The sequence below is a fragment of the Enterocloster sp. 210928-DFI.2.20 genome (assembly GCF_020554465.1).
GTDB classification, from domain to species: domain Bacteria; phylum Bacillota; class Clostridia; order Lachnospirales; family Lachnospiraceae; genus Enterocloster; species Enterocloster bolteae.
Window position 1 is genome coordinate 596,330 of sequence record NZ_JAJCHK010000001.1, and the last position, 21,832, is coordinate 618,161.

Below are 21,832 nucleotides of genomic sequence, written 5' to 3' on the forward strand. Positions count from 1 at the left end.
ATGGAATTGATAGTACCCTTTGACAGTCAGTCAGAAAGTCCTCTCTATGAACAGATTTACCAGTACATAAAAAACGAAATCCGCCAGGGAAAGCTGGAGTCCGGAAGCCGTCTGCCTTCCACCCGTATACTGGCCAGGAACCTGAGGCTGAGCCGCAGTACCACCCAGATGGCCTATGACCAGCTGCTGTCTGAAGGGTATATAGAGGCACTGCCGTGCAAGGGTTATTTTGTCTGCAAGATAGAGGAGCTGGTGGAAGTACGGCAAAAGGGAGGCGGTTCTTTTGTAGAGCCGGGAGACACCGGAAAGGACCGTTACGAGGTGGATTTTTCTCCCAGAGGAATTGATCTGGACAGTTTTCCCTTTAATACATGGAGGAAAATCAGCAGGAATACACTGGTGGATGATAACAAGGAGATGTTTGCGGCAGGAGACCCCCAGGGGGAAAGGGCTCTCAGGACTGCCATAGGAGATTACCTCCATTCCGCCAGGGGGGTGGACTGCAGGCCTGAGCAGATACTCATCGGCGCAGGAAGCGAGTATCTGCTGATGCTCCTATCCCAGATTCTGGGAAACGGCAGGAAAATCGCCATGGAAAACCCCACATACAAGCAGGCATACAGAGTGCTTAAGGGCGAGGGATATCCTGTGATTCCCGTGGACATGGACCGGTATGGAATGGATGTGCAGCGGCTTTCCCGCAGCAGCGCGGATGTGGCCTATGTAATGCCTTCACATCAGTATCCCACAGGGATTGTCATGCCTGTGAAGCGGCGGCAGGAGCTGCTGGCCTGGGCTTACAGCGGTGCAGACCGGTATCTGATAGAGGATGATTATGACAGCGAGTTCCGATACAAGGGAAAGCCTATTCCCGCGCTGCAGGGAATGGACCGGGGCGGCCGTGTGATTTACATGGGAACATTTTCCAAGTCCATAGCCCCGGCTATCCGTGTGGGATTCATGGTGCTGCCGGAGCATTTGCTGGAGGCATACCGGGAAAGAGCCGGTTTCTATCTTTCCACGGTGTCCAGGATTGACCAGAACATTCTCTATCAGTTTATAACCCAGGGATATTATGAGAGACACCTGAACCGCATGAGAGCCCTGTACAAGGGAAAACATGATGCTCTGATGGCAGGGCTTAAGGAACTGGAGGACCGGTTTTTAATCAGGGGAGAATATGCAGGGCTGCATGTGCTTTTGACCCACAGGCAGGGAGAGGCGGAGGAAAGTCTGGTGGCCCGTGCGGCTGAACTGGGAGTGAAGGTTTATGGAATATCAGGATGCTTCATACAGCCGGAGGAGAAGCTGTTTGATTCAACCGTTATGCTGGGATATGCCAGTCTCAGCGAGGAGGAAATCCGAAATGGCACTAAGTTACTGAGTAAGGCCTGGACATTTTAAGCTGCTGTATGAACTTTTCAGACAGCGAACGGGATTACGGGTTAAATAACAGATAATATAGCAGGTAATATAGCAGGTAATATAACAGGAAAAATGACAGGAAAGGAATGGTATGCCATGAAGGGCAGGAATAATACATGGACAGATATGGCTGCTGCCGCTGCTTTTGCAGCGGTACTGGGAATCAGTGCCTTCTGGGGTCAGCATGACAGGGCCTATGACCAGGCAGGAACGGCGGGCAGCGCTTATGGCCGGATGTATAACCAGGCAGGTCCGGCGGATGAAGATGGCGGTCCCGTGGGGAAGGCCGGGGCTTATCCAGGTACCGCAGGGGCTGCGCAGGCGGCAGAAGGCGCAGGGGAGGATCTGGCCCGGACGGGAGGGAAAGACGCAGAGATCCTTCCGGATGTGACAGAATCCCAGAAGGCGGTTCTGGACAAAATCATAAATGCATTAGAGACGCGGGATTTGGAGACTGCCGCCCAGGTCATGGACAGCGGTGAGGAGGAGCTTGTGACTCTGTTTTATGAGGTCATGGATGGGGCGCGGTATCTTTATGACGGCCGGTCATTCAGCCAGTCCATGGAGGGTGAGGGGCTGGTCCTTACCATGCCTAAGACCCTGTATTACGGTACCTTTAAGGGCGGCAGGCCGGAAGGGGAATGTACGGCCCTTCAGGTGGTTGAACTGGATGCCCCCAGGTATGATTACTCCCAGGGATTGTGGAAGGATGGGAAGATGGAGGGCCTGGGCCATACAGGATACTGCTATTATGAGACCAGCCCGGAAGGGGAAGCCAGGGATGTGTGCAAGACAGGAAGGTTTTCCGGTGACAGGCTGGAGGGAGAGGTAACCTATACCACCCTGAACCAGGAGGGAGAGACATCCACCTGGAAGCTGGAAGTAAAGGACGGTACGGTACAGTTAGATGACCGTTGGATCTATATAGAGGAACGTGGGGAGTATCAGCTTATGTCCCAGGAGGATGACAGCCATGCCTACATCATGGATGAGAAGCTGGCTGACCAGCCTGTGTGGATTAACCTTCTGGCCTGGGAGGAATAAAGGAGTCAAAAAGAGTTAAAAAGAAGAAAAAAAAGAGTAAACGGATAAATGAAATACAGAATAAAGTGCCAAAAAACTCCGGGAACATAAACTGTCATGCTCTCGGAGTTTTTCTGTTTTATACTGTTTTGGTTCGTTTACATGGTCTTAAACCGCTGTGTTATTCCAGTGTATCTTCCTCAATGATAGCGGTAGAGCGGCCTGCTTCCGATTTCTCAGGCTCCTCGCTGCTGTCGTCGTAATCATCTTCCGTAAGATCTCCTGAATCATAGGAGGAGCTGCCGTCCATGCGGCGGTAATCATAGAGGTCGTCCTCGTCCACATAGTCGTCGTCCAGAAAGCCCTCATCTTCAAACAAATCAGAATCATCATCTTTATCCCTGGAGTGCTCATCCATGAAATCCGCTTTCTTTGTCTTCACGGTCTGCAGAGCAATCTGAGCCGTGTCCACGGCAGCGGAAACCGCCTCATGGGCCGTGTCCGACAGCAGGCTTCCGGCATCCTTAAGGACATTCTTCGTTGCCTGGGCCATATCTTTGGCAGCCACCTTGAATTCGTCCTTGCTGGAGGAAAGAGAGATGTAATTGCGGTCCAGGCTGCGTGTATCAATGGTGCGATCTGTCCCGTCCTCGTCGGTTCTGTCCTCGCCGCCATCCTCGAATTCCCGGAAATCCTTTTCCAGCTCCCTGTGGTATGTCTTATACTGAAGTACGTAGGAAACGCCGGCAGCTACAGCACCGGTTACTGCTGCAAATGCCACGAATTTACCCCAACCTTTCTTTGCCATGCCAAAAACCCCTTTCTTGTAATGGTGATGCATAAAAGCTCCCCTATGGGTCATATTATGCCTTATTGTTATTATTGTAATACGAATGGAAAAAAAAAGAAACAGCAAATTGTAAAAAAACAATAAAATTAAAAGAAATTAGCACTCAACTCTTGACAGTGCTAATAACTGGTGATATAACATATCATGTGAGCAAAAGAAAGTAGTAAGGAAAAAAATCAAGAAAGAAAAATCAGAATATCGAGCAAGGAGGAATTCAATTATGAAGTTAGTACCATTGTTTGACAAGGTAGTGTTAAAGCAGTTAGTTGCAGAAGAGACAACGAAGTCCGGCATTGTCCTTCCGGGGGCAGCCAAAGAGAAGCCGCAGCAGGCAGAGGTCATTGCAGTGGGACCAGGCGGAGTTATTGACGGCAAGGAAGTAACCATGCAGGTTAAGGCCGGCGACAAGGTAATCTACTCCAAGTACTCAGGAACAGAAGTAGAGATTGAGGATGAGAAGTACGTTATCGTAAAGCAGAACGATATCTTGGCAGTTGTTGAATAATAAATAAAACAGTAGAACATAGAATATTGGAGGTTGATGAAAGATGGCAAAGCAGATTAAATATGGCGTAGAAGCCCGCAAGGCACTGGAAGCAGGCGTTAACCAGTTAGCAGATACTGTACGTGTGACCCTTGGACCGAAGGGACGCAACGTTGTCCTGGATAAGTCCTTCGGCGCTCCGTTAATTACAAACGACGGTGTTACCATTGCAAAGGAAATCGAGCTGCAGGATCCATATGAGAACATGGGCGCACAGCTGATCAAGGAAGTTGCTTCCAAGACCAACGATGTGGCCGGAGACGGTACCACCACAGCAACTGTTCTGGCTCAGGCCATGGTAAACGAAGGCATGAAGAATCTGGCAGCAGGCGCAAACCCAATCGTTCTGAGAAAAGGTATGAAGAAGGCTACAGATGCAGCTGTGGAAGCTATCAAGAAGATGAGCAAGCCGATCAACGGCAAAGAGCAGATTGCAAGGGTAGCTGCCATCTCTGCTTCCGATGATGAAGTGGGAACCATGGTAGCAGACGCTATGGAGAAGGTTTCCAAGGACGGCGTCATCACCATTGAAGAATCCAAGACAATGAAGACAGAGCTTGACCTGGTTGAAGGTATGCAGTTTGACAGAGGTTACCTGTCCGCTTATATGTGCACAGATATGGATAAGATGGAAGCTAACTTAGACGATCCATACGTGCTGATCACCGATAAGAAGATCTCCAACATCCAGGATCTGCTTCCTCTGCTGGAGCAGGTTGTTAAGATGGGCGCAAGACTTCTCATCATCGCTGAGGATGTGGAAGGCGAAGCACTGACCACCCTGATTGTAAACAAGCTGAGAGGCACATTCAACGTAGTGGCTGTGAAGGCTCCCGGCTACGGCGACAGAAGGAAAGAGATGCTGCAGGATATCGCTATCCTGACAGGCGGCACTGTTATCTCCGAGGAACTGGGCCTGGATCTGAAGGATGCAACCATGGAGCAGTTAGGACGTGCAAAATCTGTTAAGGTTCAGAAAGAGAACACCATCATCGTTGACGGCATGGGCGACAAGGATGCCATTTCCGCAAGGGTATCCCAGATTCGCAAGCAGATCGAGGAAACCACCTCTGATTTTGACAGAGAGAAGCTGCAGGAGCGTCTGGCTAAGCTGGCAGGCGGTGTAGCCGTTATCCGTGTTGGCGCTGCAACCGAGACAGAGATGAAGGAAGCTAAGCTTCGTATGGAAGATGCGCTGAACGCCACAAGAGCAGCCGTAGAGGAAGGCATCATCGCAGGCGGCGGTTCTGCTTATGTACACGCAGCAGGAGAAGTGAAGAGTGTTGCTGACGGACTGGAAGGCGATGAGAAGACCGGCGCCAGAATCATCTTAAAGGCTCTGGAGGCTCCTCTGTACCACATCGTGGCCAACGCAGGACTGGAAGGTTCCGTTATTGTAAATAAGGTAAAAGAATCCTCTGTAGGCCACGGCTTTGACGCTTACAAGGAAGAGTATGTGGATATGATTGAAGCAGGCATCCTGGATCCTGTAAAGGTTACAAGAAGCGCACTTCAGAACGCAACCAGCGTTGCTTCCACACTGCTGACAACAGAGACTGTTGTTGCAAACATCAAGGAGCCGGCTCCGGCAGGCCCGGCAGCACCTGATATGGGCGGAATGTATTAATCCCCCAGACACGATATTTGATTGATAAAGTATAATTAAGGATGGGACACAGCACAGGAATATGTGTGCTGCTGTCCCATCCTTTTTGCTTTCCTGCCGTATGTGCGGGGAAGCTCTTTTTATACAAACAACCGGGCTACGGCTGTAAAGGCAAAGCACAGCACGATTCCGCAGACCGTAGGCACCAGGAAGGACATAACTGTCCACTTAAAACTGCCTGATTCCTTTCGGATAGTAAGAAGGGTGGTGGTGCAGGGCCAGTGCATCAGGGAGAAAAGCATGGTACTGACAGCGGTAATCCAGGTCCAGCCGTTATTTACCAGCAATTCCCTCAGCTGTGCCAGGCTGTCAAATTCCAGAAGGCTTCCCTGGGCCATGTAGGCCATGATAATGATGGGAATTACAATTTCATTGGCAGGAAGCCCCAGGATAAATGCCATCAGAATCACTCCGTCCATTCCAAGAAGCCTTGCAAAGGGATCCAGGAAACCGGAACAATGGGCTAACAGGGTGATGCCGTTTACCTGTACATTTGCCATGACCCAGATTAAAAGGCCCGCAGGGGCAGCCACCGCAATGGCCCTCCCCAGCACGAACAGGGTCCGGTCAAAGATGGAACGGACAATCACCTTGCCAATCTGGGGACGCCGGTAAGGAGGCAGCTCCAGGGTGAAGGAAGAGGGAATTCCCTTTAACACGGTCATGGAAAGGGCTTTGGAGACCACAAAGGTCATGCATACGCCCAGTACAATAAACAGGGTCAGGAGCAGGGCTGACAGCATGGAGTCAAAGGCTCCTCCGGATACACCCACAAAGAACATGGAGATGATGGCGATGAGTGTGGGGAATGCGCCACCACCTAAACGGTAACTTTGCTCCATACGACGAGTAGAGGGCTGACAGTTCCCTACTCGCCGTCGATAAAAATATGGAGATCTTTGCCATCCCAGACAATTTTCTTAACCATCAGCTTAATTAAGGTGCGTTTTTCTTCGATTGTCAGTGTATGGAAATTGTCTTTGAAGCTGGACAATGCCGTGGACAGCATATCAACTTGGATTTCCCTGTCAGTTATGACGCTGACATCCTTTTGCAGACGTTTTTTTTCTTCTTTCATGGAAGACAGTTCTTTGTCCAGTTCCATGATTCTGGCATTTACACGTTCAATGAAAGCAGTGCCTAAGTTTCCGTGTGACAGTGTGTTGATCAGGTTGTCCATCTCGCTGTTACATTTGGTGATCTTATCATCAAGGACTGATAGGGGACTTTTTTGTGTCTGGCCCTGTAAATCCTGTTTCAGCTTTTCCAGCAGCTTGTAGATACCGGAATTTTCATCCGTGTACTGCATGAGGTATTCACAAACAATATCGTCCGCCTGCTGCCCATTGAGGTTTTGGCAGTCACATAATTTTAAACCTCCACGCAGTTTGTTGTTACAAATATAGTAGTAGAGTTCACGGTTGCCGCCTTTGCCGCTTCGCTGCTTTGCGAACATCCGGCTCTGGCACTTGTCGCAGAAGATTAAGCCGGACAGCAGGGAATAGTCATTATGCATGATAGCTGGTTTCGTACCTGTGGGGATGTTATCTTTCAGGATGTTCTGAATGGCTACCCATTTTTTACCGGAAATACGTCCCTTGTGCTTTCCGATAGCTACAATCCATTTATCCATACCCTGCCTTGGGGCATTTTTCTTCCTGTAATCACGTTTATTGTATGTCAGCAGACCATATTTATTGGAACACTCGGTTTTTTCAAAGCAAACGTCTGAATGATGTTCCGTAAAGTATTCCCATGCGTCCTCATCAGCGATACAGTAAACCGGATTTTGCAGTATTTCTTTAATCCCTAACAGAGAGAATATTTTCCCCGTACGTGATTTGATTCCTTGCTTGATTAGATATTTGCTTACTCCGGATATACTCCGAAGTTCTAAGAACTTTTCCAGAATACAGTCGATGGTTTTTAGTTCCTCCGGATTGTCCTTTAGCTTGCAGGAAGTCTTGATTTTTCCGTCAATGATGATTTCCTGTATCTTTTCAGAGGTAAATCCTGTGGGAGTAGTGCCGCCCAGCCAACGTCCGGTCCTTGCCAGCATTAGCATATTGTCACGGACACGCTCTGCAATCGTTTCTCTTTCCAGTTGGGCGAAAACCGAAGCTATGTACATCATGGCCTTTCCCATAGGCTTTGAGGTGTCAAATTCTTCCTTGATACAGACAAATGAAATATTATAGCTGTTCAAGTCTTCAATCAGAGAAGAAAAGTCACTGACATTACGGCTGATACGGTCAAGGCGATAACAAACAACATATTCTGGTTTGTTTAGTTTTATATCACGAAGCATTTTCTGAAATTGCGGTCTGTTCGTATTTTTTGCAGAAAAGCCTTCGTCTTCATAAACGACAATTTCTGCCTTATCTGATTCGGGGATTTTGGCTGAAATATACTCCCTGCACATTTCAATCTGGTTTTCAACGCTTTCCCCTTTGCCCGTATATACCGATTTACGGCTGTATATATAGATTCTCAAAGATTACTCACCATCCTTTTTTTGCTCAACATAGTCAGACAGAATCTTAGCGCATAAGTTGGAAAAGGTACGCTTATCCTCTTTTGCCAGTTCGTCTAACTGCTGTTTTAATTCCTTGGGGATTGTTATAGGTACTCTCACGTTATTTTTAGAAACAGCCATATTGTCCACCTCCTTGTATAGTGTGTACCATAGTGTAACACCTTTGTCAAGGTTGTTGGATGGGTTTCGTGTTCTTTATATAAAGAATATCGAGATGGCGACATTGATGTGGCTTATGGAATGATGTACTCAAAGAATGAAAAGTAAAAAGAGGCATGGTATGGGGAGAGTGATTGATGATGTATTGGTGCGGCAGTTGGTGAGGGAGATACGGATTATTAGTAAAAACCGGGCGGAGATGGAATTGAATAGCGGTATGATGATGTCTCTAACCCTTTAATGTTATAAGCGAAAGATTCATGAGAGTCTGGATTCGTTATATATAGATTGAATTTTGTATATAATAATGATATAATTATGTACAAAAAGAGGAGGGATATTATGCCACAGATTATGCCAATTACAGATTTAAGGAAAACGAATGAAATTTCAGATATCTGCCATAAAAGCCAGGAACCGATTTTTGTAACAAAAAATGGCTATGGGGATCTTGTAGTGATGAGCATTGAAGCGTATGAGAGGCTGATAACTGATACACAGATTGATGCTGCGATTGCAGAAGCGGAGACTGAAATGGAAGGTGGGGCTGTCCTTATGGATGCCAGGGAGGCATTGAGCGGATTGAGGAGAAAGTATGCAAAATAAATATACAATCAAGATGTTTCAGCGTGCCCTGCGGGATTTAGACAGTATTTACCAGTATATTTATGAACAGGTTCCGGAATATGCAGAAGAGCAGGCGGACCGTTTGGAGGCAGGTATTTTCAGTCTGGAAGAATATCCATACCGCTGCGCGGAGCGAAAAACTGGCAGATATGCAAACCGCGGTTACCGGGAACTGATTGTGGATAGTTATATTATTATATATAAGATTCATGCAAGAAAGAAGGAAGTGGATATTGTTACGGTGCAGCATGGGAAAAAAAATTTTTAGAGTAGCATATAAAGTTCTACATTAAAATCCAGAAAAGTGATATGGAGTGTCAAAATAGTGACACTCCTGTTTTTATAAAAAGATTATTCATGGAGTGCAGTTCAGATGTTGATTGGAATCTGTTAAGCTGGAATATGTATGAAGCTGAATTACATTTGGGGTGTATTCTGCTCTTTAATAATTGCGTTATCTACATCCCAACCCTCCCGGAGGCAGTTGGCGAATAATAGATTTCTGTTAAATCGTGTGAATAGATCTGAGGTTGGTGGATGGCGATAAAATCAGTTAAAAAGGGAGACAGACGGCACCAAGATGTCGTAATCTTCCTTTAAAGTTTAATGTGATTAGGGATTTCCAGCCAGGATTTAGACTTGCTGACCATTGTGGGCAATGATATATTCACAGAAAGTAGGAATGATGATTGTAAATATGCTGCTATGGATAGATTCTGATTGTGAGTATGGCTTTTTCTGCTATGTTTTAGAGTAAGAAAAGGCTGAACTACTCAATGTTTATTTAATATGGTTTTTCTGGAACAAAAGCACAGAGTATAAGATAGGCTAAAAGTCCAGGCCCTGAGAAGAAAAAAATCAATCGGAAAGCCAATGGGTTTATCCCGAAAAATTCTCCAAGACCGCCGCAAAGGCCAAGAAAAACACGGTCGTTTGTTGAACGATATAGTTTTTTATTCATAAATATTACCTCGTTTATACAAATTGTATTGTTAGATGCTCTCTATATAATCTTTATTAAAATTATAGAATCTCATGAGGTTTAAATTGATATTTATTTTTCCACCCATTCATCTTTATGGATATAATAAGGCTTTAAGCAGACTGAAAAAGAAATACACGGACACACCTGCTATAAAGTATTTTATTTTCATCAGAATGCCTCCTGTTCCGCATTAGAATATTTAGTTATAGTAATACTTTCAGAACGTGTGGTTAATATATTTTTATTATAAAATATAAAATGGAGAAATATGGTGTGCAGAAGGTTAAGTTTATCTTACAAAATTTTTATTTATCATTGAAACGACAACTTCCCATGGCTTTGAAGTGTAAAATGGCCTTGAATTGACGAAAAATAGATGTGTTTTTGAACTCTGAAAATAGCGGTTTTATTGATATCATCTGGATAGAAGCTGATATAAAGGTGGAAATTCTTCAAAATTGGCATTTATGATAGTCGTAAGAGAACAGATACAATATAGGAGCGTGTACATATGAAAGTCGGAGAGTATTTAAAGGAGCAGCGTAAACAGCAGGGGCTATCCCATGCAAAGCTGGCGAAGTACGCCGGAGTGTCAAAGCGCTCCCTTATCAAATGGGAGCAGGGCAGGAAGGATTATCCAACACTTCCTGCCCGGAGTAGAAAACTACTTAGGGACAATAACTCCTTCCATTCTTAAAATAGAATGACCTGGAAGCGTTGCGGAATATGATAGTGACATTTAAGGGGTAAACAGAACTTGAAAATACCGAAAGAAATAGGACGGAAAGTAGCTGAATACGAGAAGTTAAAAGAAAAAACAGATAAACTATATGAGGACTTAGAGCTGGGGGATTCAGAAAACGCAGATATGGATGACGGTTGCTTATCTGGTTTTGGCGTAACACAAGAACCAAAGGAGCAAGAAGAAAACGAATACTGTGATCAGCATCAGCAAGGTGATGATTCTTCCTATGGGAGATATTATTGGGCCATAGAAGATAATACACAGTATGCGTGGGCCAGTTATTTAATTTAGCATTTAAGAGAAGAGAATAACATGTTTGACGAAAATAAATGTAAAGAGTGCTTATGTGACAACTGCATTTATGATTATGGACTAAATTGCAGTAGCTTTTCTTTCCTTTGTAAAGACCGGGCATATGGAGCATGTAAGTCTAAAGCCAACAATAATATAGTGTCGGAGAGTGAGTATTACATACAAGGAATTTAGAATTTATTAAGAACTAGTGTAGAAGCCAGGATTTCTAATGTTGCCAGTAGACGAATTATGTTTCTACAAGTGTTTTTCTCCCAAAAGGATTCAAAACGTTTAGGATAAATCGGATAAATAATAAGGATAATTCCCAAGCTTGCCTTGATAAGTATACTAAATATTGAACTATTGATGAACACTTCATTTATGGCAAACAGGATAGTGGCTAATATAATCCATCCCCCAAATAGATAGTGAAATTGTAGCTGGTATTTCATATCGAGCGCCCACCTTTCAGCATAGAAGTTATTTTAATTATAAAATATAGAAATACGAAATGATAGTAGCAGATTCATTAATATTAGTTTACAAACTGATACATACACTATTAAGGTTTAATAATTAAGGAGGATGGAATATGACTAAACTACAAAAATCACAATTCTAAAAATAAGCATCGTAGTGGATGAGTGATGTTATGTATGTCAATGAATTTTAGATGTAAGACTGATGAATGTATGAATGTCATGACGGAGAAAGTTCTATGTGATATAATTTACCTAAATCGGAAATGGGGAGGCAAATACATTGAGTAGAGAGTATATAATTCCGGCGTGTTCGGGAATGAAAATTGATGTTAAGCAAGGTCAAAGTATTACAGTGATTGATATTGAAGGCGGGCAAGTGGTAGATTTTTTTGCCGAAGTGAATGGAAATGTAAATGAATTTCTTTCAACTGGAGTGACGATTGACTGTAACGAATCTTTGAAATTAAATGTTGGAGATATTATTTATACAAACCTATACCGCCCCATGATAAAAGTGCTTACGGATGATGTGGGAGAACATGATTTGCTCCACCCATGTTGCCGGCCAGAAATGTATGACTTCTTCTACCATAACGGCGAAGAACATCCAAACTGCTTTGATAATATCAATAGGGTGCTTGATGAACAACGTGCCGTTATCGTACCTGTCAACTTATTCATGCACACGAAAATCAACACCAATGGCAGTATTTCAGTGGAAGAACCAGTTTCTAAAGCGGGTGACAAAATTGTATTAAAAGCACTGATGGATATTACACTGGGAGTTGCCGCTTGTAGTGTTTCTGAAAGTAAGTGCAATCGTGGAACGTGTTCTCCTGTCAAAATTGTTGTTGATTAAAACATTTCAGGTTTACTGGGCTGATAAATCGAAATTGTGGAGGAGAAAATGGAGATTGAATTTAAAAGGATAACAGATTTTCCTCGTGGAACACTTGCAACTCTTCTAAAAGACGGCTATGCTTTTGAACCGAAATTTGAACGTAGTTGGCATGACCAATGGCAAGAATTTGATGATTTTTTTTATGATAATCCCCATATTGCTGATTTTAGCGGCTTTATGACAGTCTCAGAAGGAAAACCTATCGGGTTTGTTTCCTGGAATCCGACCAATCTACCTGAATCAACAGAAATCGGACACAACTGTATTTTGACGAAATACAAAGGAAATGGTTATGGAAAACGACAGATGCGGGAGGCCGTTCAGCGCATTATTGCGCAAGGGGCCCAAAAGATAGTCGTTTGGACGAATCAGGTTTGCGTTCCTGCGCAGCATACCTATGAAAGTGCAGGCTTTCAGTTCGTAAAAAAGAGTGAAGAACCCTTTTCTGAATATGCAGGGCAAAGAATACATTACGAAATTATAGTAAGGTCCAATTTAAGAGAATTGAACACTGCAAGAAATCGATTTACAAATAACAAGAGGGGTGATGGGGTATTTATAGATTGAAACAATAGGTTAGAAAAAAGTAGGAGGGAGTATAAAACAATGTCCGATATAGTGTGAGACTGAAGATGCAGGAGTATGAAGATAAATGAAATATGTGGTGAACCGCCTTTGTGGTGGTTCTTTTTTTTGGAGGTATAAAACAAAAATGCAGGTAACAATCATGGCAAATCAATACATCGGACAGCGGGGATACACAGGTGCAGTCCTGAAGCTTCCAGCAGGCAAGGCAGGGATTGCGGATGCTCTGGCGTGTGCACATACACCTTCCGAGAAAGAAATAGCTCTGAAGTGGTTTGAGGACTGGCCGCAGTTTCTTGACAATGTATTGGAAGCATGCGGGGAAAAGAAGCTAGAAGAAGTAAACCTACTGGCCTATAAGCTGAGCCAGATGAATGAAGCACAACTCAATACTTACGAAGGAGCCATTAAACTACGCCAGGAAGATGGGAACAGAATTGATATGAAGGAATTAATCAATATCTGTTATAACCTGGACTCATTTGTATTCCAACCAGATATCCTGAATGATAACATGCTGGGGGAACTATGCCTGATGGGAGAGTTATTGGATGTGATTCAGGAAGCATCCGATGAAGTATTGGAGATGTTGGATGAAGAAAAAGTAGGGCGGGCACTCCGGAAAAGTGATAAGGGAGTGTTCACTACGAAAGGCTACCTATTCTTTGGATCTGACATATGGACAGAGACATATGATGGGATACACCTTCCGGAATATCCAGACATCCATGAGGGGGTTATCTCCTTGCGGTTGAATTCCCTGGATTGTAATCCAGAGAAACATACTGGCGTATGGTTGGATTTACCCGCAGGAGAAATGGAAATAGACCAGGCTCTCAAACGGCTGGAGGTCTCTTCGTTGAATTCCTGCATTATTACTGAAGTAAAGAGTATTGTTCCACTATTTAATTATCAGATTGCCAGTGATACGGACATCAATGAGTTAAATATCCTGGCAGAGCGGATCCAGACATTTCCTGATGGGGAAACACTGATAAAATATAAGGCAGTATTGGAATTTGAACAAAGTAATGACCTGGAGTTGAATTTGAATATTGCAAACAATTTGAACTGTTATGAGTTGGACCCATCTATCATTTCATTAGAATGCTATGCGGAACAGGTCTTTCAGAAAGCAGGTATTGATACAGATGATCCTTCCTTCGCTTATTTTGATTTCAGGGGTTATGGGGAGCGTTATATGCTGAAGAAAGGTGCTGCTATGACTCCCTATGGTGTCGCCTCCAGAAATGAGCAGACGTTTGTGTGGGAATCAGCCAGGTCAGTATCAGACATGGTGATGCAATGAGTTTGAGTTTAAGAATCGCGATACTGGTGTGATAGATTAGAATAGTTGTAGGGCCGCCTTTATGGAGGTCTCTTTTTATTTGGAGATGTAAGATGCGAATATATATCAAGAGAGAGAATATCAGTCAGGGGGTATGGATGGACCTGCCCGCCAGTCAGGATGAGATAGAACGGATATACATGGAGCTGAAAGGGATGCATTCTTCTAGTATGATACCGTTTATCGCCGGGGTGGAATCGGACGTGCCATCGTTGGCAGAATGCCTGGAAGATTGTACGGTATTTAAGAATGGACATTTGGAATTGCTCAATGAGCTTACTCGGGAGATGGCCGTGTGGGAGAAAGATGAGAAGGAAAGATTCGGTGCAGCGCTTATGTGGGACCATCCGGACTCAATCGAAACGGTAATGGACGTGGCAAAGAACCTGGACCGTTACATCCTGGATGACCGCATGAAAAACTGGGAAGCGGCCGGGCGTCTGGAGTTGGAAAAGCGAGGAATACAGATAGACAAGAGAATTGAGCCGTTTCTGGACTTTGAATCCATTGGAAGGGAATATGTAAGCACGAAAGGCTGTATGACCCCCATGGGTTATGTGATTAAAAAACAGACTGCCCCGTGTAGGAGTAAGGAACAAGGGTATGACTCTTACAAAGGATGTTTTCTTTCTGTCCATATGACAGATGAGAACTGGAATAAAGAAATATTCCAACTTCCGCTTACAGAACAGAAGAAAGCCTGTCCGGCAGTGAAAAAATGGGACGCCTATGCCATACAGCACACCAGTGGTTATCTGGGGGAACTTTCGTGTTATCTTCCACCAGGAATTACGTTATCTGAACTAGACCGGGTAGCCGATGTAATCGACAGGGAAGTCGCCCGAAGAGGGATACTGGAGAAGGAAAAACTCTATGCTATTCTGGAAGCTGGATTGCCGGAAACCATAGGGGAAGCATGTGATATTATCCAAGACTATGAAAACTACGTGTATGTTCCTTCTGATAAGATGGGCCGTAAGACGATGGCGAGAATGTTGGCTCTACAGTATTTCAGGATAGTCCTGCCAGAGGAGCTGAAACCGTTCTGCCGTTATGAGGAATATATGGAATCCTTTCCGGACCGATACATGGTAACCACATTCACAGGCCATGTATTTCATCCAACCAGGGATTACAGCCGCCGTCTGTCAGAGAACAGGACCATCCGGCTCTATAGCCCCCTGACAGTCTCAATGTTCTGGAATAACCGAGATGGTTTCATGCCGGAGATATTATCAGGTGAACGTTTAATCAAACAAAAGACTGCCATTGAGACTGTATTCAAACGGCATCTGCCATCCGACGAAGATTGTATGGGAGCTTTCCTGAATCATCAGCTGCTACGTGCAAAGGTTGAATGTATGGTTCCGGAGATCGAAGCATATGGCGGGCAATTGTGGTGTGCCCTTGAGGTAAGGACAATAGGAACATTGACAGAAGCAGAACAAGAGGAACTGAAGAGGGACTGGCTGCGTCAAATGAAGGAGGGATGGGGACTGTCCCTCCTCGAATATCCCATCCTTACGGAGAGGGGGGAAATGCATATCGGACTATGGGATGAGGACTATGGGACTGCGCTGTGCATCATGACGGAAGAAGAATTAAAGAGGCCAGACCTTCCAGAACAGGAAACAGGGAGGATAGAACCGTTTATATAAGATAGATAAAGGAGGTCCCCCTTTTTATACAAATCACTCTCCTGTAGGAAGCCAGAGGAAGGAGGCAGGATCCCGACCGGGATAAGAGATATCTGACTCTCTGGCGATTGGATTTAGAACAGAAGACGATAGAACGGATGAGCTCCGCGGTCTGTCATGTTGAGGGTTATATAGAACGATAGCTGTAGGGAAATATGGAAGAATTGAGCTGTCATAAAAGTAGAAGGAGGAGTTTCATGGAGATCACAATAAATGAGTTGCGTCAGATGAAACACAAGGAGGGGATGATTTTGCAGGGCTGTGGAGGAGATATACAGGAATGGGTGAATGGGATTAATGAATTATTGACACAGGAAGATATCTTACTGGGAGGGACAAAGTTTGGAGATGTGAGGTCATTTTTCCATGAGGGCTCAACCAACCTGCTGTTTCCATTTGAGGATGTGAAACTCGATTTCGGAAAGCTGGCTATATGGAGGCTTCGTAGTCATGAGACATTTGGAGGCACATGGTTGTCTGATTATGTTGCAAACACATTAGGCGGTTTTCTTGATGGAGGGCCTGTACAAAAGATGGAGGAACATCAGCAGTCAGAGCGGCGTTTGGATACCCCTGTTCAGGAGAATGAGGAGCTTGGATTAGGTGATATATTAATGAGATAGTAGGTGCTAGAGCAGGACTGTAGAAAGATATCCTGGCTCATCATAACGGCGGCCGGGCTTCGGTAATTATATAGTAACCAACCGTTCTGTCATATAGAACGATGTGATTCGATGAAAACAAACAAATGTTCTATTGGCACTTGCACAATAGATGCTGGTCCGATATAATAGAGAGGCAAGGAGGCGGAGAGATGATTCGATTATTTGAATTTCAGGATTTAGATAAGATTATGGATATATGGCTCCAGGGAAATCTGGAAGCCCATTCTTTTATAGACGCCGAGTATTGGAAGAAGAATTTCGATTCCGTAAAATCGGTACTGCCCAATGCGGAGGTATATGTGTACGAGGAGGAGGGAGAAATTCTGGGTTTCATCGGAATGGACGCGGAATATATTGCCGGTATTTTTGTAGCGGCAGGACACAAGGGGCAGGGAATTGGCCATCAGCTAATTGAAACGGTGAAAAAGAAGAAGCGGTTGTCCTTGCATGTGTTCGATAAGAATACAGGGGCAATGGCCTTTTACCTGAAAGAAGGGTTCACGGTCCGGGAGCGAATGACAGAAAAAGATACCGGCGAGAGAGAATGTCTGATGGTCTATGAGAGTGGGAAATAAGAGCTTAATTTACGAGAAAGGGCTCTTCTGGCCTGTTTGGTAGTGAAAACCGGAGGTGGTGATATGTCAACCTGGAATCCATGGCATGGATGTAAAAAAATCAGCCCAGGCTGTACGAATTGCTATGTTTATCGGAGAGATGCTGAATTTGGTAAGGATAGCAGTGTTGTAACCCGTACTTCTAAATTTGATATGCCGGTTAAATGTAACCGCAAGGGTGACTACAAGCTGCAGCCAGATGGTGAGAGTGTGTATACCTGCATGACCTCTGATTTTTTTCTGGATGAGGCAGATGTATGGCGTGCGGAAGCATGGAATATCATTCGTAGGCGCAGCGATCTGCATTTTGTTATTATTACCAAACGCATCCACCGGTTTGAGGTGGAATTACCGGGGGACTGGGGAAGCGGGTATGAAAATGTGACCATCTGCTGTACCTGTGAGAATCAGAATCAGGCTGACTACCGCCTGCCTGTTTTTCTGGAATTGCCAATCAAACACCGGACTGTGATTCATGAGCCAATGCTGGAGCAGATCGATATCCGGAAATATTTGGCCACAGGGAAGATAGAAGGTGTTACCTGTGGTGGAGAGTCCGGGCCGGACGCAAGAGTCTGTGACTTCTCCTGGATACTTGATTCCATGGAGCAATGTGTGGAATATGATGTACCCTTCTGGTTTAAGCAGACAGGGGCAATGTTCAAGAAGGGGAATAAGGTGTATTTGATAGACCGGAAGGCTCAGATGAGCCAGGCGCAGAAGGCCGGGGTAAATTATAAGTGCTAAATGATATAGAGGCTGTTGTGGCATACATAAAGAATATGTCATGACGCCTCTGTTTTTATGTCCGCTTTCGGTGTGCTCAATGAATTTCTATATGAAATTAGCGGATATGAGGGCAACGCCACATTTTTAAGATAAGACCCTGTACAGGTTCCTAAAATGAACCTGTGAATTGAGAGCGGGGCAATGAAATTGTGTTGGAAGGAAGGCGAGGGTGGTTGCAGTGTAAATAGAAAAGAGCAGATCTGATACGAAGATACTGATGAGAGTCAGTGTCTTTTTTCTTTCTCTTGCAAGATAGCGAAAAGGAAGGAGGCAGAGTTCCGGCCGGGAAAAGATATCTGACTCTTTTTTGAATGGATTTAGAGCAGAAAGCGATAGAAAGAGTAAAAACAGCATCTGAAATGTCTTTGCGGATATATGGCCGTCCCTTAGTAGTTACGGACAGTGGAGGGAAAGACAGTGCTGTTTGCAGGGAGATTGTGAGGAGAGCTGGCATACCCTTTGAGCTTCACCATAATCTGACTACTGCCGACGCACCACAGACAATTTATTATGTACGGCAGATATTCAGGGAATATGAAAGCAAGGGAATCCCGTGCAGCATTCACTATCCGTATTACAAAGGTCAGCGCGTGTCCATGTGGTCCCTGATTCCCATGAAACGGTTCCCACCTACAAGGCTGCAGCGTTATTGCTGTGAGATACTGAAGGAAAATTCCTGTCAGGACCGGTTTATAACGACCGGGGTACGATGGGCGGAAAGTCAGAAACGCAGGAATAATCGTGGTGTTTTTGAGAACTACACAAGAGATAAGAACAAGAAGATTATTCTTAACAATGACAATGTCGATGAGCGTATGTTATTTGAGACATGCGCCATAAAAGGAAAACGGATTTGCAATCCTATTGTGGACTGGCTGGATCGGGATATATGGGACTATATCCAGTCCGAGCGTATTCCGGTAAACCCGCTGTATGAATGGGGATTTCACCGGGTTGGGTGCATTGGCTGCCCCATGGCGGCAAAGAACCGTTGGACCGAATTCCGCATTTTTCCCAGCTACCAGAGGGCCTATCTACGGGCATTCGGCGTGATGCTGACATCTATTCAGGAGCAGGGGATAACAACCCGATGGAAGGATGCAGAGGATGTCTTTGCCTGGTGGATGGAGGATAAGAACACGGAAGGACAAATCAGCCTGTCCGATTTGGAGCTGTGGAGGGCAGAGAATGAGAAGTCGGAGTGACGGAAGTACGTGGATGTAATATATGCGGCCTTAAAGGAGGAAATTGTGAAGAAAGAAATTTATGTAGTGGACTGTCCAACGCATATACGGTTCGGTGATCCCATGTATTTTGAACGTTTTGAGGGCCAAAAACTTGACCGTCTGGCGGTGAATTGTAAGGTGCCTAAAAATTTTGTGGCACGGGTCGTCCTGCAGGAACAACCGATTGAGGACCTGCCGGGAGAAATGTTGGATACCATGACCCTCTATATGGCCCCGGAACGAACCATCAGCACCTACATGGATGGCTATTGTTATAAGGGACAGGAGGTAGAGCAGAAAGAGATTGGAGTTGATACAGTGACCTATTTATTTGAAGCGGATGGCCGATATGAGGAATTCAATACAGAAGGAGATGGTTACTGGGGGGAAAGCCGTGAATTTTCCAGGATCTGGGACGGACGAAGCATCATAGATGCAGTGGTTATCACGGTCTGCATGCCGGAAACAAGAGGGTTTGAGGATATGAGATGTCTGGTCCATTATTTTTTCCAGGGGGCACAACTACTGGAAACAGGACAGAACAGTCAGATGGGACCCCAGGGACCTGTGCAGTAAAGAAGATGGTCCTCAAAGAATGAGAAAAACGAATGTTCACAAAACATGTAAGGACAGAGGAAAGAGAGGTAAATGAAATGCCAGTAGGACGTTTTTTATCAGGCAGCAGTTTAGAGGCATTCGAAGTGTTGATGCAGGAGGGGAATCCCTGTCTTCCGGACAGGAAGGGACAGGAAATGGCGATCTCCTGTTTTTTTTGCAAAGACACAAAGATTTCAGGATACCAGAAGATGGTAAAGGAACTGCGGTTACGGATTCCCGACAGCCAGTTTATAGAGCGGGTAGAGGAAACAAAGTCATGTATGGACGGCCCTGTCTATCGAAACCGGGAACATGAGGAACGATACAGAGGTCTCATGGGGCATAGACAGATTCTTGCTCTGGACCAAAAGGCATCCTATTCCTGCGCCCTTTATCTGTTGGCCGCTGACGGATATCTCTGGGATAAGGCACGGGATGCCATTACTATGTCACAGGTAATCTTTCCGGATATACAGCTTGGAGGCATCAACGTCAAAGGATACATCCTGTTTCATCTGGCCAAGGACCTGTATTACCGGACAGGATGTGTGAAGGTATCGGACCTGACGGACCGCAGCCTGGTGGACCAGGGATTGTTTGCCGTCCTCCTGACCGGATGCCTTCTGCGGGAACATGGCCTGAGGCGTATGGAACAGGTCGGTATGGTGTAGGGAGGTGATGCCCCATTGAACAGCATTATCAGTTGGATTGGAGGAAAGAAAGCCCTCAGGGAACTGATTTACCAGCGGTTCCCCTTATCCTATGGACGTTATATCGAGGTGTTTGGCGGGGGAGGCTGGGTTCTGTTCGGAAAGCCGCCGGACGGGATGGAAGTATACAATGATTATAACTCTGACCTGACCAACCTGTTCCGGTGTGTGCGGGACAGGCCCCTGGCATTGATTCAGGAATTAGGATTCTTTCCGTTGAATGGAAGGGAGGAGTTCGACTATCTGAAGAGATTTCTGAATCGGGAGGAATTCATGGCTCCAGGTCCATGGTATCAGGAGGAGGGACATCTGGCAGAACAATGTCTGACACCAGAGGCGTGTGGAGATATCCGGCCTATCCTGGAGGAACGTGCAAGGATGTATGATGTAAAACGGGCTGCCTGCTTTTATCAGTTAATCCGATATAGCTACGGAAGCAGCTGCACTTCCTATGGGAGTCAGCCCTTCGATATTCGCAGAACATTCGGGCTGCTCTGGGAGGGAAGCAGGAGGTTAGCCGGGACCGTGGTGGAAAACAAGGATTTTGAGGCACTTATACGGCAGTATGACCGGGAGGATGCCTTTTTTTATTGTGACCCGCCCTATTACAAAACAGAGGGACATTACGAAGTGGTGTTCCGCCGGGAGGACCATGTGCGGCTCCGTGACGTGCTTGGGGGTATTCAGGGAAAATGGCTGTTATCCTATAACGACTGTGCCTATATCCGTGGACTGTATGAAGGATATCAGATTGAGACTGTCAAACGGCTGAATAACCTGGCACAGAGGTATAACCAGAGGGAGGAGTATGCGGAGGTGTTCATATCAAACTATGATACAGCGTGTAGGAGCAGGGAATTGCCGGAACAGATAGAGCTGTCGGATGTATACGGATTTTATTCGTAAGGAAGGAGGAACATGCGGTTAAAAGAATTAAATATGAGGCCAGAGGAAGACGGGAGAGTGATAATACCGGCAGAAGTGTTGGAAGCGATTGGCACAAATGCAGATGGAACGGTCTATGTCACATATCTGGCAAAAGAATATGGCGGCGGGCCGGAGGTGTTCGTAAGCCCGTTGGAGGTGGGGGAACTGACGCCGGACCAGCTGTATGAGGATGGAACGCATCTGACGGTTCCGGAGGAACTGTTAGAGGAAGCCGGTATCCAGCCGGATGAGGACCTGGAGGTTGTGTGCGAGGATAGGAGGATTACCATTCTTCCGGCCCGGGCCGGGGTAATCGTGCCGCATGAAATACTGGAACTGTGTTCGGAAATTGGAATCAACCCTGAGAAGGTACGGATCATTAATGATCTCTCGGAATCTTGAGTGATCATGCCAGCAAAACTCTGGCATTGAACTTT

At 45.3% G+C, this 21,832-nt stretch carries 24 protein-coding genes and 1 pseudogene; 20 read left to right on the plus strand and 5 right to left on the minus strand.

Features of this window, described 5'->3' with window-relative positions; translation table 11 throughout:
• Both pdxR and LI015_RS02730 read left to right on the plus strand, forming a co-directional pair.
• The gene (pdxR, locus tag LI015_RS02725) at window positions 1-1,404 is read left to right on the plus strand and encodes a MocR-like pyridoxine biosynthesis transcription factor PdxR (RefSeq protein WP_195633459.1); all 1,404 of its coding nucleotides are present in this window, start codon (window positions 1-3) and stop codon (window positions 1,402-1,404) included.
• A 117-nt stretch (window positions 1,405-1,521) separates the two neighbouring features.
• Entirely contained in the window at window positions 1,522-2,469 is a 948-nt protein-coding gene (locus LI015_RS02730; RefSeq protein WP_002565273.1) for a hypothetical protein, read from the plus strand.
• Between the two features lie 160 nt (window positions 2,470-2,629).
• Here the strand turns inward: LI015_RS02730 and LI015_RS02735 are convergent, their stop codons facing one another.
• A complete protein-coding gene (locus tag LI015_RS02735; RefSeq protein WP_002571919.1) occupies window positions 2,630-3,289 on the minus strand; it encodes a hypothetical protein in 660 nt (219 codons plus the stop codon).
• A 229-nt stretch (window positions 3,290-3,518) separates the two neighbouring features.
• Between LI015_RS02735 and LI015_RS02740 the strand changes: the two genes are divergently transcribed.
• On the plus strand, window positions 3,519-3,803 hold the full coding sequence (locus tag LI015_RS02740) for a co-chaperone GroES (protein WP_002565271.1): 285 nt from the start codon (window positions 3,519-3,521) through the stop codon (window positions 3,801-3,803).
• Between the two features lie 43 nt (window positions 3,804-3,846).
• On the plus strand, window positions 3,847-5,469 hold the full coding sequence (gene groL / locus LI015_RS02745; protein ID WP_002565270.1) for a chaperonin GroEL: 1,623 nt from the start codon (window positions 3,847-3,849) through the stop codon (window positions 5,467-5,469).
• Window positions 5,470-5,588: 119 nt separating this feature from the next.
• On the opposite strand, the pseudogene LI015_RS02750 reads toward groL, so the two are convergent.
• The 3 genes and pseudogenes from LI015_RS02750 to LI015_RS02760 form a co-directional block, all read right to left on the minus strand.
• Window positions 5,589-6,323 (minus strand): annotated as a pseudogene (locus LI015_RS02750) (nucleoside recognition domain-containing protein); the annotation flags it as partial.
• Between the two features lie 53 nt (window positions 6,324-6,376).
• The gene (locus LI015_RS02755) at window positions 6,377-8,002 is read right to left on the minus strand and encodes a recombinase family protein (RefSeq protein ID WP_024725849.1); all 1,626 of its coding nucleotides are present in this window, start codon (window positions 8,000-8,002) and stop codon (window positions 6,377-6,379) included.
• A gap of 3 nt (window positions 8,003-8,005) precedes the next feature.
• Window positions 8,006-8,164: a ribbon-helix-helix domain-containing protein gene (locus tag LI015_RS02760; RefSeq protein WP_024725848.1), complete on the minus strand. Its 159-nt coding sequence runs from the start codon at window positions 8,162-8,164 to the stop codon at window positions 8,006-8,008.
• A gap of 381 nt (window positions 8,165-8,545) precedes the next feature.
• Here LI015_RS02760 and LI015_RS02765 point away from each other — a divergent pair, with 381 nt between their 5' ends.
• Both LI015_RS02765 and LI015_RS02770 read left to right on the plus strand, forming a co-directional pair.
• The gene (locus LI015_RS02765; RefSeq protein WP_002565254.1) at window positions 8,546-8,809 is read left to right on the plus strand and encodes a type II toxin-antitoxin system prevent-host-death family antitoxin; all 264 of its coding nucleotides are present in this window, start codon (window positions 8,546-8,548) and stop codon (window positions 8,807-8,809) included.
• Window positions 8,799-9,098, plus strand: a complete 300-nt coding sequence (locus LI015_RS02770) for a type II toxin-antitoxin system RelE/ParE family toxin (RefSeq protein ID WP_195420544.1) — start codon at window positions 8,799-8,801, stop codon at window positions 9,096-9,098. Before LI015_RS02765 ends, LI015_RS02770 begins: the two co-directional genes overlap by 11 nt.
• Before the next feature lie 516 nt (window positions 9,099-9,614).
• Here the strand turns inward: LI015_RS02770 and LI015_RS02775 are convergent.
• On the minus strand, window positions 9,615-9,791 hold the full coding sequence (locus LI015_RS02775) for a PspC domain-containing protein (RefSeq protein WP_227124013.1): 177 nt from the start codon (window positions 9,789-9,791) through the stop codon (window positions 9,615-9,617).
• 535 nt (window positions 9,792-10,326) lie between these two features.
• Between LI015_RS02775 and LI015_RS02780 the strand changes: the two genes are divergently transcribed.
• From LI015_RS02780 to LI015_RS02845, 14 genes are all read left to right on the plus strand, one after another.
• The gene (locus LI015_RS02780) at window positions 10,327-10,512 is read left to right on the plus strand and encodes a helix-turn-helix domain-containing protein (protein WP_227124015.1); all 186 of its coding nucleotides are present in this window, start codon (window positions 10,327-10,329) and stop codon (window positions 10,510-10,512) included.
• A gap of 60 nt (window positions 10,513-10,572) precedes the next feature.
• Window positions 10,573-10,851 carry a hypothetical protein gene (locus LI015_RS02785; RefSeq protein ID WP_227124017.1) on the plus strand — a complete coding sequence of 93 codons (279 nt, stop codon included), beginning with the start codon at window positions 10,573-10,575 and terminating at the stop codon, window positions 10,849-10,851.
• Between the two features lie 765 nt (window positions 10,852-11,616).
• On the plus strand, window positions 11,617-12,195 hold the full coding sequence (locus LI015_RS02790) for an urea carboxylase-associated family protein (protein ID WP_227124019.1): 579 nt from the start codon (window positions 11,617-11,619) through the stop codon (window positions 12,193-12,195).
• A 48-nt stretch (window positions 12,196-12,243) separates the two neighbouring features.
• Window positions 12,244-12,804: a GNAT family N-acetyltransferase gene (locus LI015_RS02795; protein ID WP_227124021.1), complete on the plus strand. Its 561-nt coding sequence runs from the start codon at window positions 12,244-12,246 to the stop codon at window positions 12,802-12,804.
• 85 nt (window positions 12,805-12,889) lie between these two features.
• Window positions 12,890-14,131, plus strand: a complete 1,242-nt coding sequence (locus LI015_RS02800; RefSeq protein ID WP_227124023.1) for an antirestriction protein ArdA — start codon at window positions 12,890-12,892, stop codon at window positions 14,129-14,131.
• 92 nt (window positions 14,132-14,223) lie between these two features.
• Window positions 14,224-15,828 (plus strand): antirestriction protein ArdA, encoded by a 1,605-nt coding sequence (locus LI015_RS02805; protein WP_227124025.1) that lies wholly within the window; start codon window positions 14,224-14,226, stop codon window positions 15,826-15,828.
• A 236-nt stretch (window positions 15,829-16,064) separates the two neighbouring features.
• Window positions 16,065-16,490, plus strand: coding sequence for a hypothetical protein (locus tag LI015_RS02810; protein ID WP_117626399.1), 426 nt, complete (start codon window positions 16,065-16,067; stop codon window positions 16,488-16,490).
• Between the two features lie 191 nt (window positions 16,491-16,681).
• Entirely contained in the window at window positions 16,682-17,107 is a 426-nt protein-coding gene (locus tag LI015_RS02815; protein WP_227124027.1) for a GNAT family N-acetyltransferase, read from the plus strand.
• Between the two features lie 63 nt (window positions 17,108-17,170).
• Window positions 17,171-17,893: a DUF5131 family protein gene (locus tag LI015_RS02820; protein WP_227124029.1), complete on the plus strand. Its 723-nt coding sequence runs from the start codon at window positions 17,171-17,173 to the stop codon at window positions 17,891-17,893.
• A 401-nt stretch (window positions 17,894-18,294) separates the two neighbouring features.
• Entirely contained in the window at window positions 18,295-19,140 is an 846-nt protein-coding gene (locus LI015_RS02825) for a phosphoadenosine phosphosulfate reductase family protein (protein ID WP_128570489.1), read from the plus strand.
• 45 nt (window positions 19,141-19,185) lie between these two features.
• On the plus strand, window positions 19,186-19,737 hold the full coding sequence (locus LI015_RS02830; protein WP_227124031.1) for a hypothetical protein: 552 nt from the start codon (window positions 19,186-19,188) through the stop codon (window positions 19,735-19,737).
• Between the two features lie 230 nt (window positions 19,738-19,967).
• Entirely contained in the window at window positions 19,968-20,429 is a 462-nt protein-coding gene (locus LI015_RS02835; protein ID WP_227124033.1) for a hypothetical protein, read from the plus strand.
• A gap of 15 nt (window positions 20,430-20,444) precedes the next feature.
• Window positions 20,445-21,374 carry a DNA adenine methylase gene (locus LI015_RS02840; RefSeq protein ID WP_227124035.1) on the plus strand — a complete coding sequence of 310 codons (930 nt, stop codon included), beginning with the start codon at window positions 20,445-20,447 and terminating at the stop codon, window positions 21,372-21,374.
• 12 nt (window positions 21,375-21,386) lie between these two features.
• Entirely contained in the window at window positions 21,387-21,797 is a 411-nt protein-coding gene (locus LI015_RS02845) for an AbrB/MazE/SpoVT family DNA-binding domain-containing protein (RefSeq protein ID WP_227124037.1), read from the plus strand.
• The last annotated feature ends 35 nt before the right edge of the window (window positions 21,798-21,832 follow it).

Bases quoted from the DNA above. Each gene is read 5' to 3' on its own strand.
- LI015_RS02730 (WP_002565273.1), top strand. From the start codon at position 1,522: ATGAAGGGCAGGAATAATACATGGACAGATATGGCTGCTGCCGCTGCT.
- LI015_RS02815 (WP_227124027.1), top strand. From the start codon at position 16,682: ATGATTCGATTATTTGAATTTCAGGATTTAGATAAGATTATGGATATA.
- LI015_RS02740 (WP_002565271.1), top strand. From the start codon at position 3,519: ATGAAGTTAGTACCATTGTTTGACAAGGTAGTGTTAAAGCAGTTAGTT.
- groL (WP_002565270.1), top strand. From the start codon at position 3,847: ATGGCAAAGCAGATTAAATATGGCGTAGAAGCCCGCAAGGCACTGGAA.
- LI015_RS02845 (WP_227124037.1), top strand. From the start codon at position 21,387: ATGCGGTTAAAAGAATTAAATATGAGGCCAGAGGAAGACGGGAGAGTG.
- LI015_RS02805 (WP_227124025.1), top strand. From the start codon at position 14,224: ATGCGAATATATATCAAGAGAGAGAATATCAGTCAGGGGGTATGGATG.
- LI015_RS02765 (WP_002565254.1), top strand. From the start codon at position 8,546: ATGCCACAGATTATGCCAATTACAGATTTAAGGAAAACGAATGAAATT.
- LI015_RS02795 (WP_227124021.1), top strand. From the start codon at position 12,244: ATGGAGATTGAATTTAAAAGGATAACAGATTTTCCTCGTGGAACACTT.
- LI015_RS02835 (WP_227124033.1), top strand. From the start codon at position 19,968: ATGGTAAAGGAACTGCGGTTACGGATTCCCGACAGCCAGTTTATAGAG.
- LI015_RS02770 (WP_195420544.1), top strand. From the start codon at position 8,799: ATGCAAAATAAATATACAATCAAGATGTTTCAGCGTGCCCTGCGGGAT.
- LI015_RS02810 (WP_117626399.1), top strand. From the start codon at position 16,065: ATGGAGATCACAATAAATGAGTTGCGTCAGATGAAACACAAGGAGGGG.
- pdxR (WP_195633459.1), top strand. From the start codon at position 1: ATGGAATTGATAGTACCCTTTGACAGTCAGTCAGAAAGTCCTCTCTAT.
- LI015_RS02800 (WP_227124023.1), top strand. From the start codon at position 12,890: ATGAAATATGTGGTGAACCGCCTTTGTGGTGGTTCTTTTTTTTGGAGG.
- LI015_RS02820 (WP_227124029.1), top strand. From the start codon at position 17,171: ATGTCAACCTGGAATCCATGGCATGGATGTAAAAAAATCAGCCCAGGC.
- LI015_RS02735 (WP_002571919.1), bottom strand. From the start codon at position 3,289: ATGCATCACCATTACAAGAAAGGGGTTTTTGGCATGGCAAAGAAAGGT.
- LI015_RS02775 (WP_227124013.1), bottom strand. From the start codon at position 9,791: ATGAATAAAAAACTATATCGTTCAACAAACGACCGTGTTTTTCTTGGC.
- LI015_RS02780 (WP_227124015.1), top strand. From the start codon at position 10,327: ATGAAAGTCGGAGAGTATTTAAAGGAGCAGCGTAAACAGCAGGGGCTA.
- LI015_RS02825 (WP_128570489.1), top strand. From the start codon at position 18,295: ATGTCTTTGCGGATATATGGCCGTCCCTTAGTAGTTACGGACAGTGGA.
- LI015_RS02760 (WP_024725848.1), bottom strand. From the start codon at position 8,164: ATGGCTGTTTCTAAAAATAACGTGAGAGTACCTATAACAATCCCCAAG.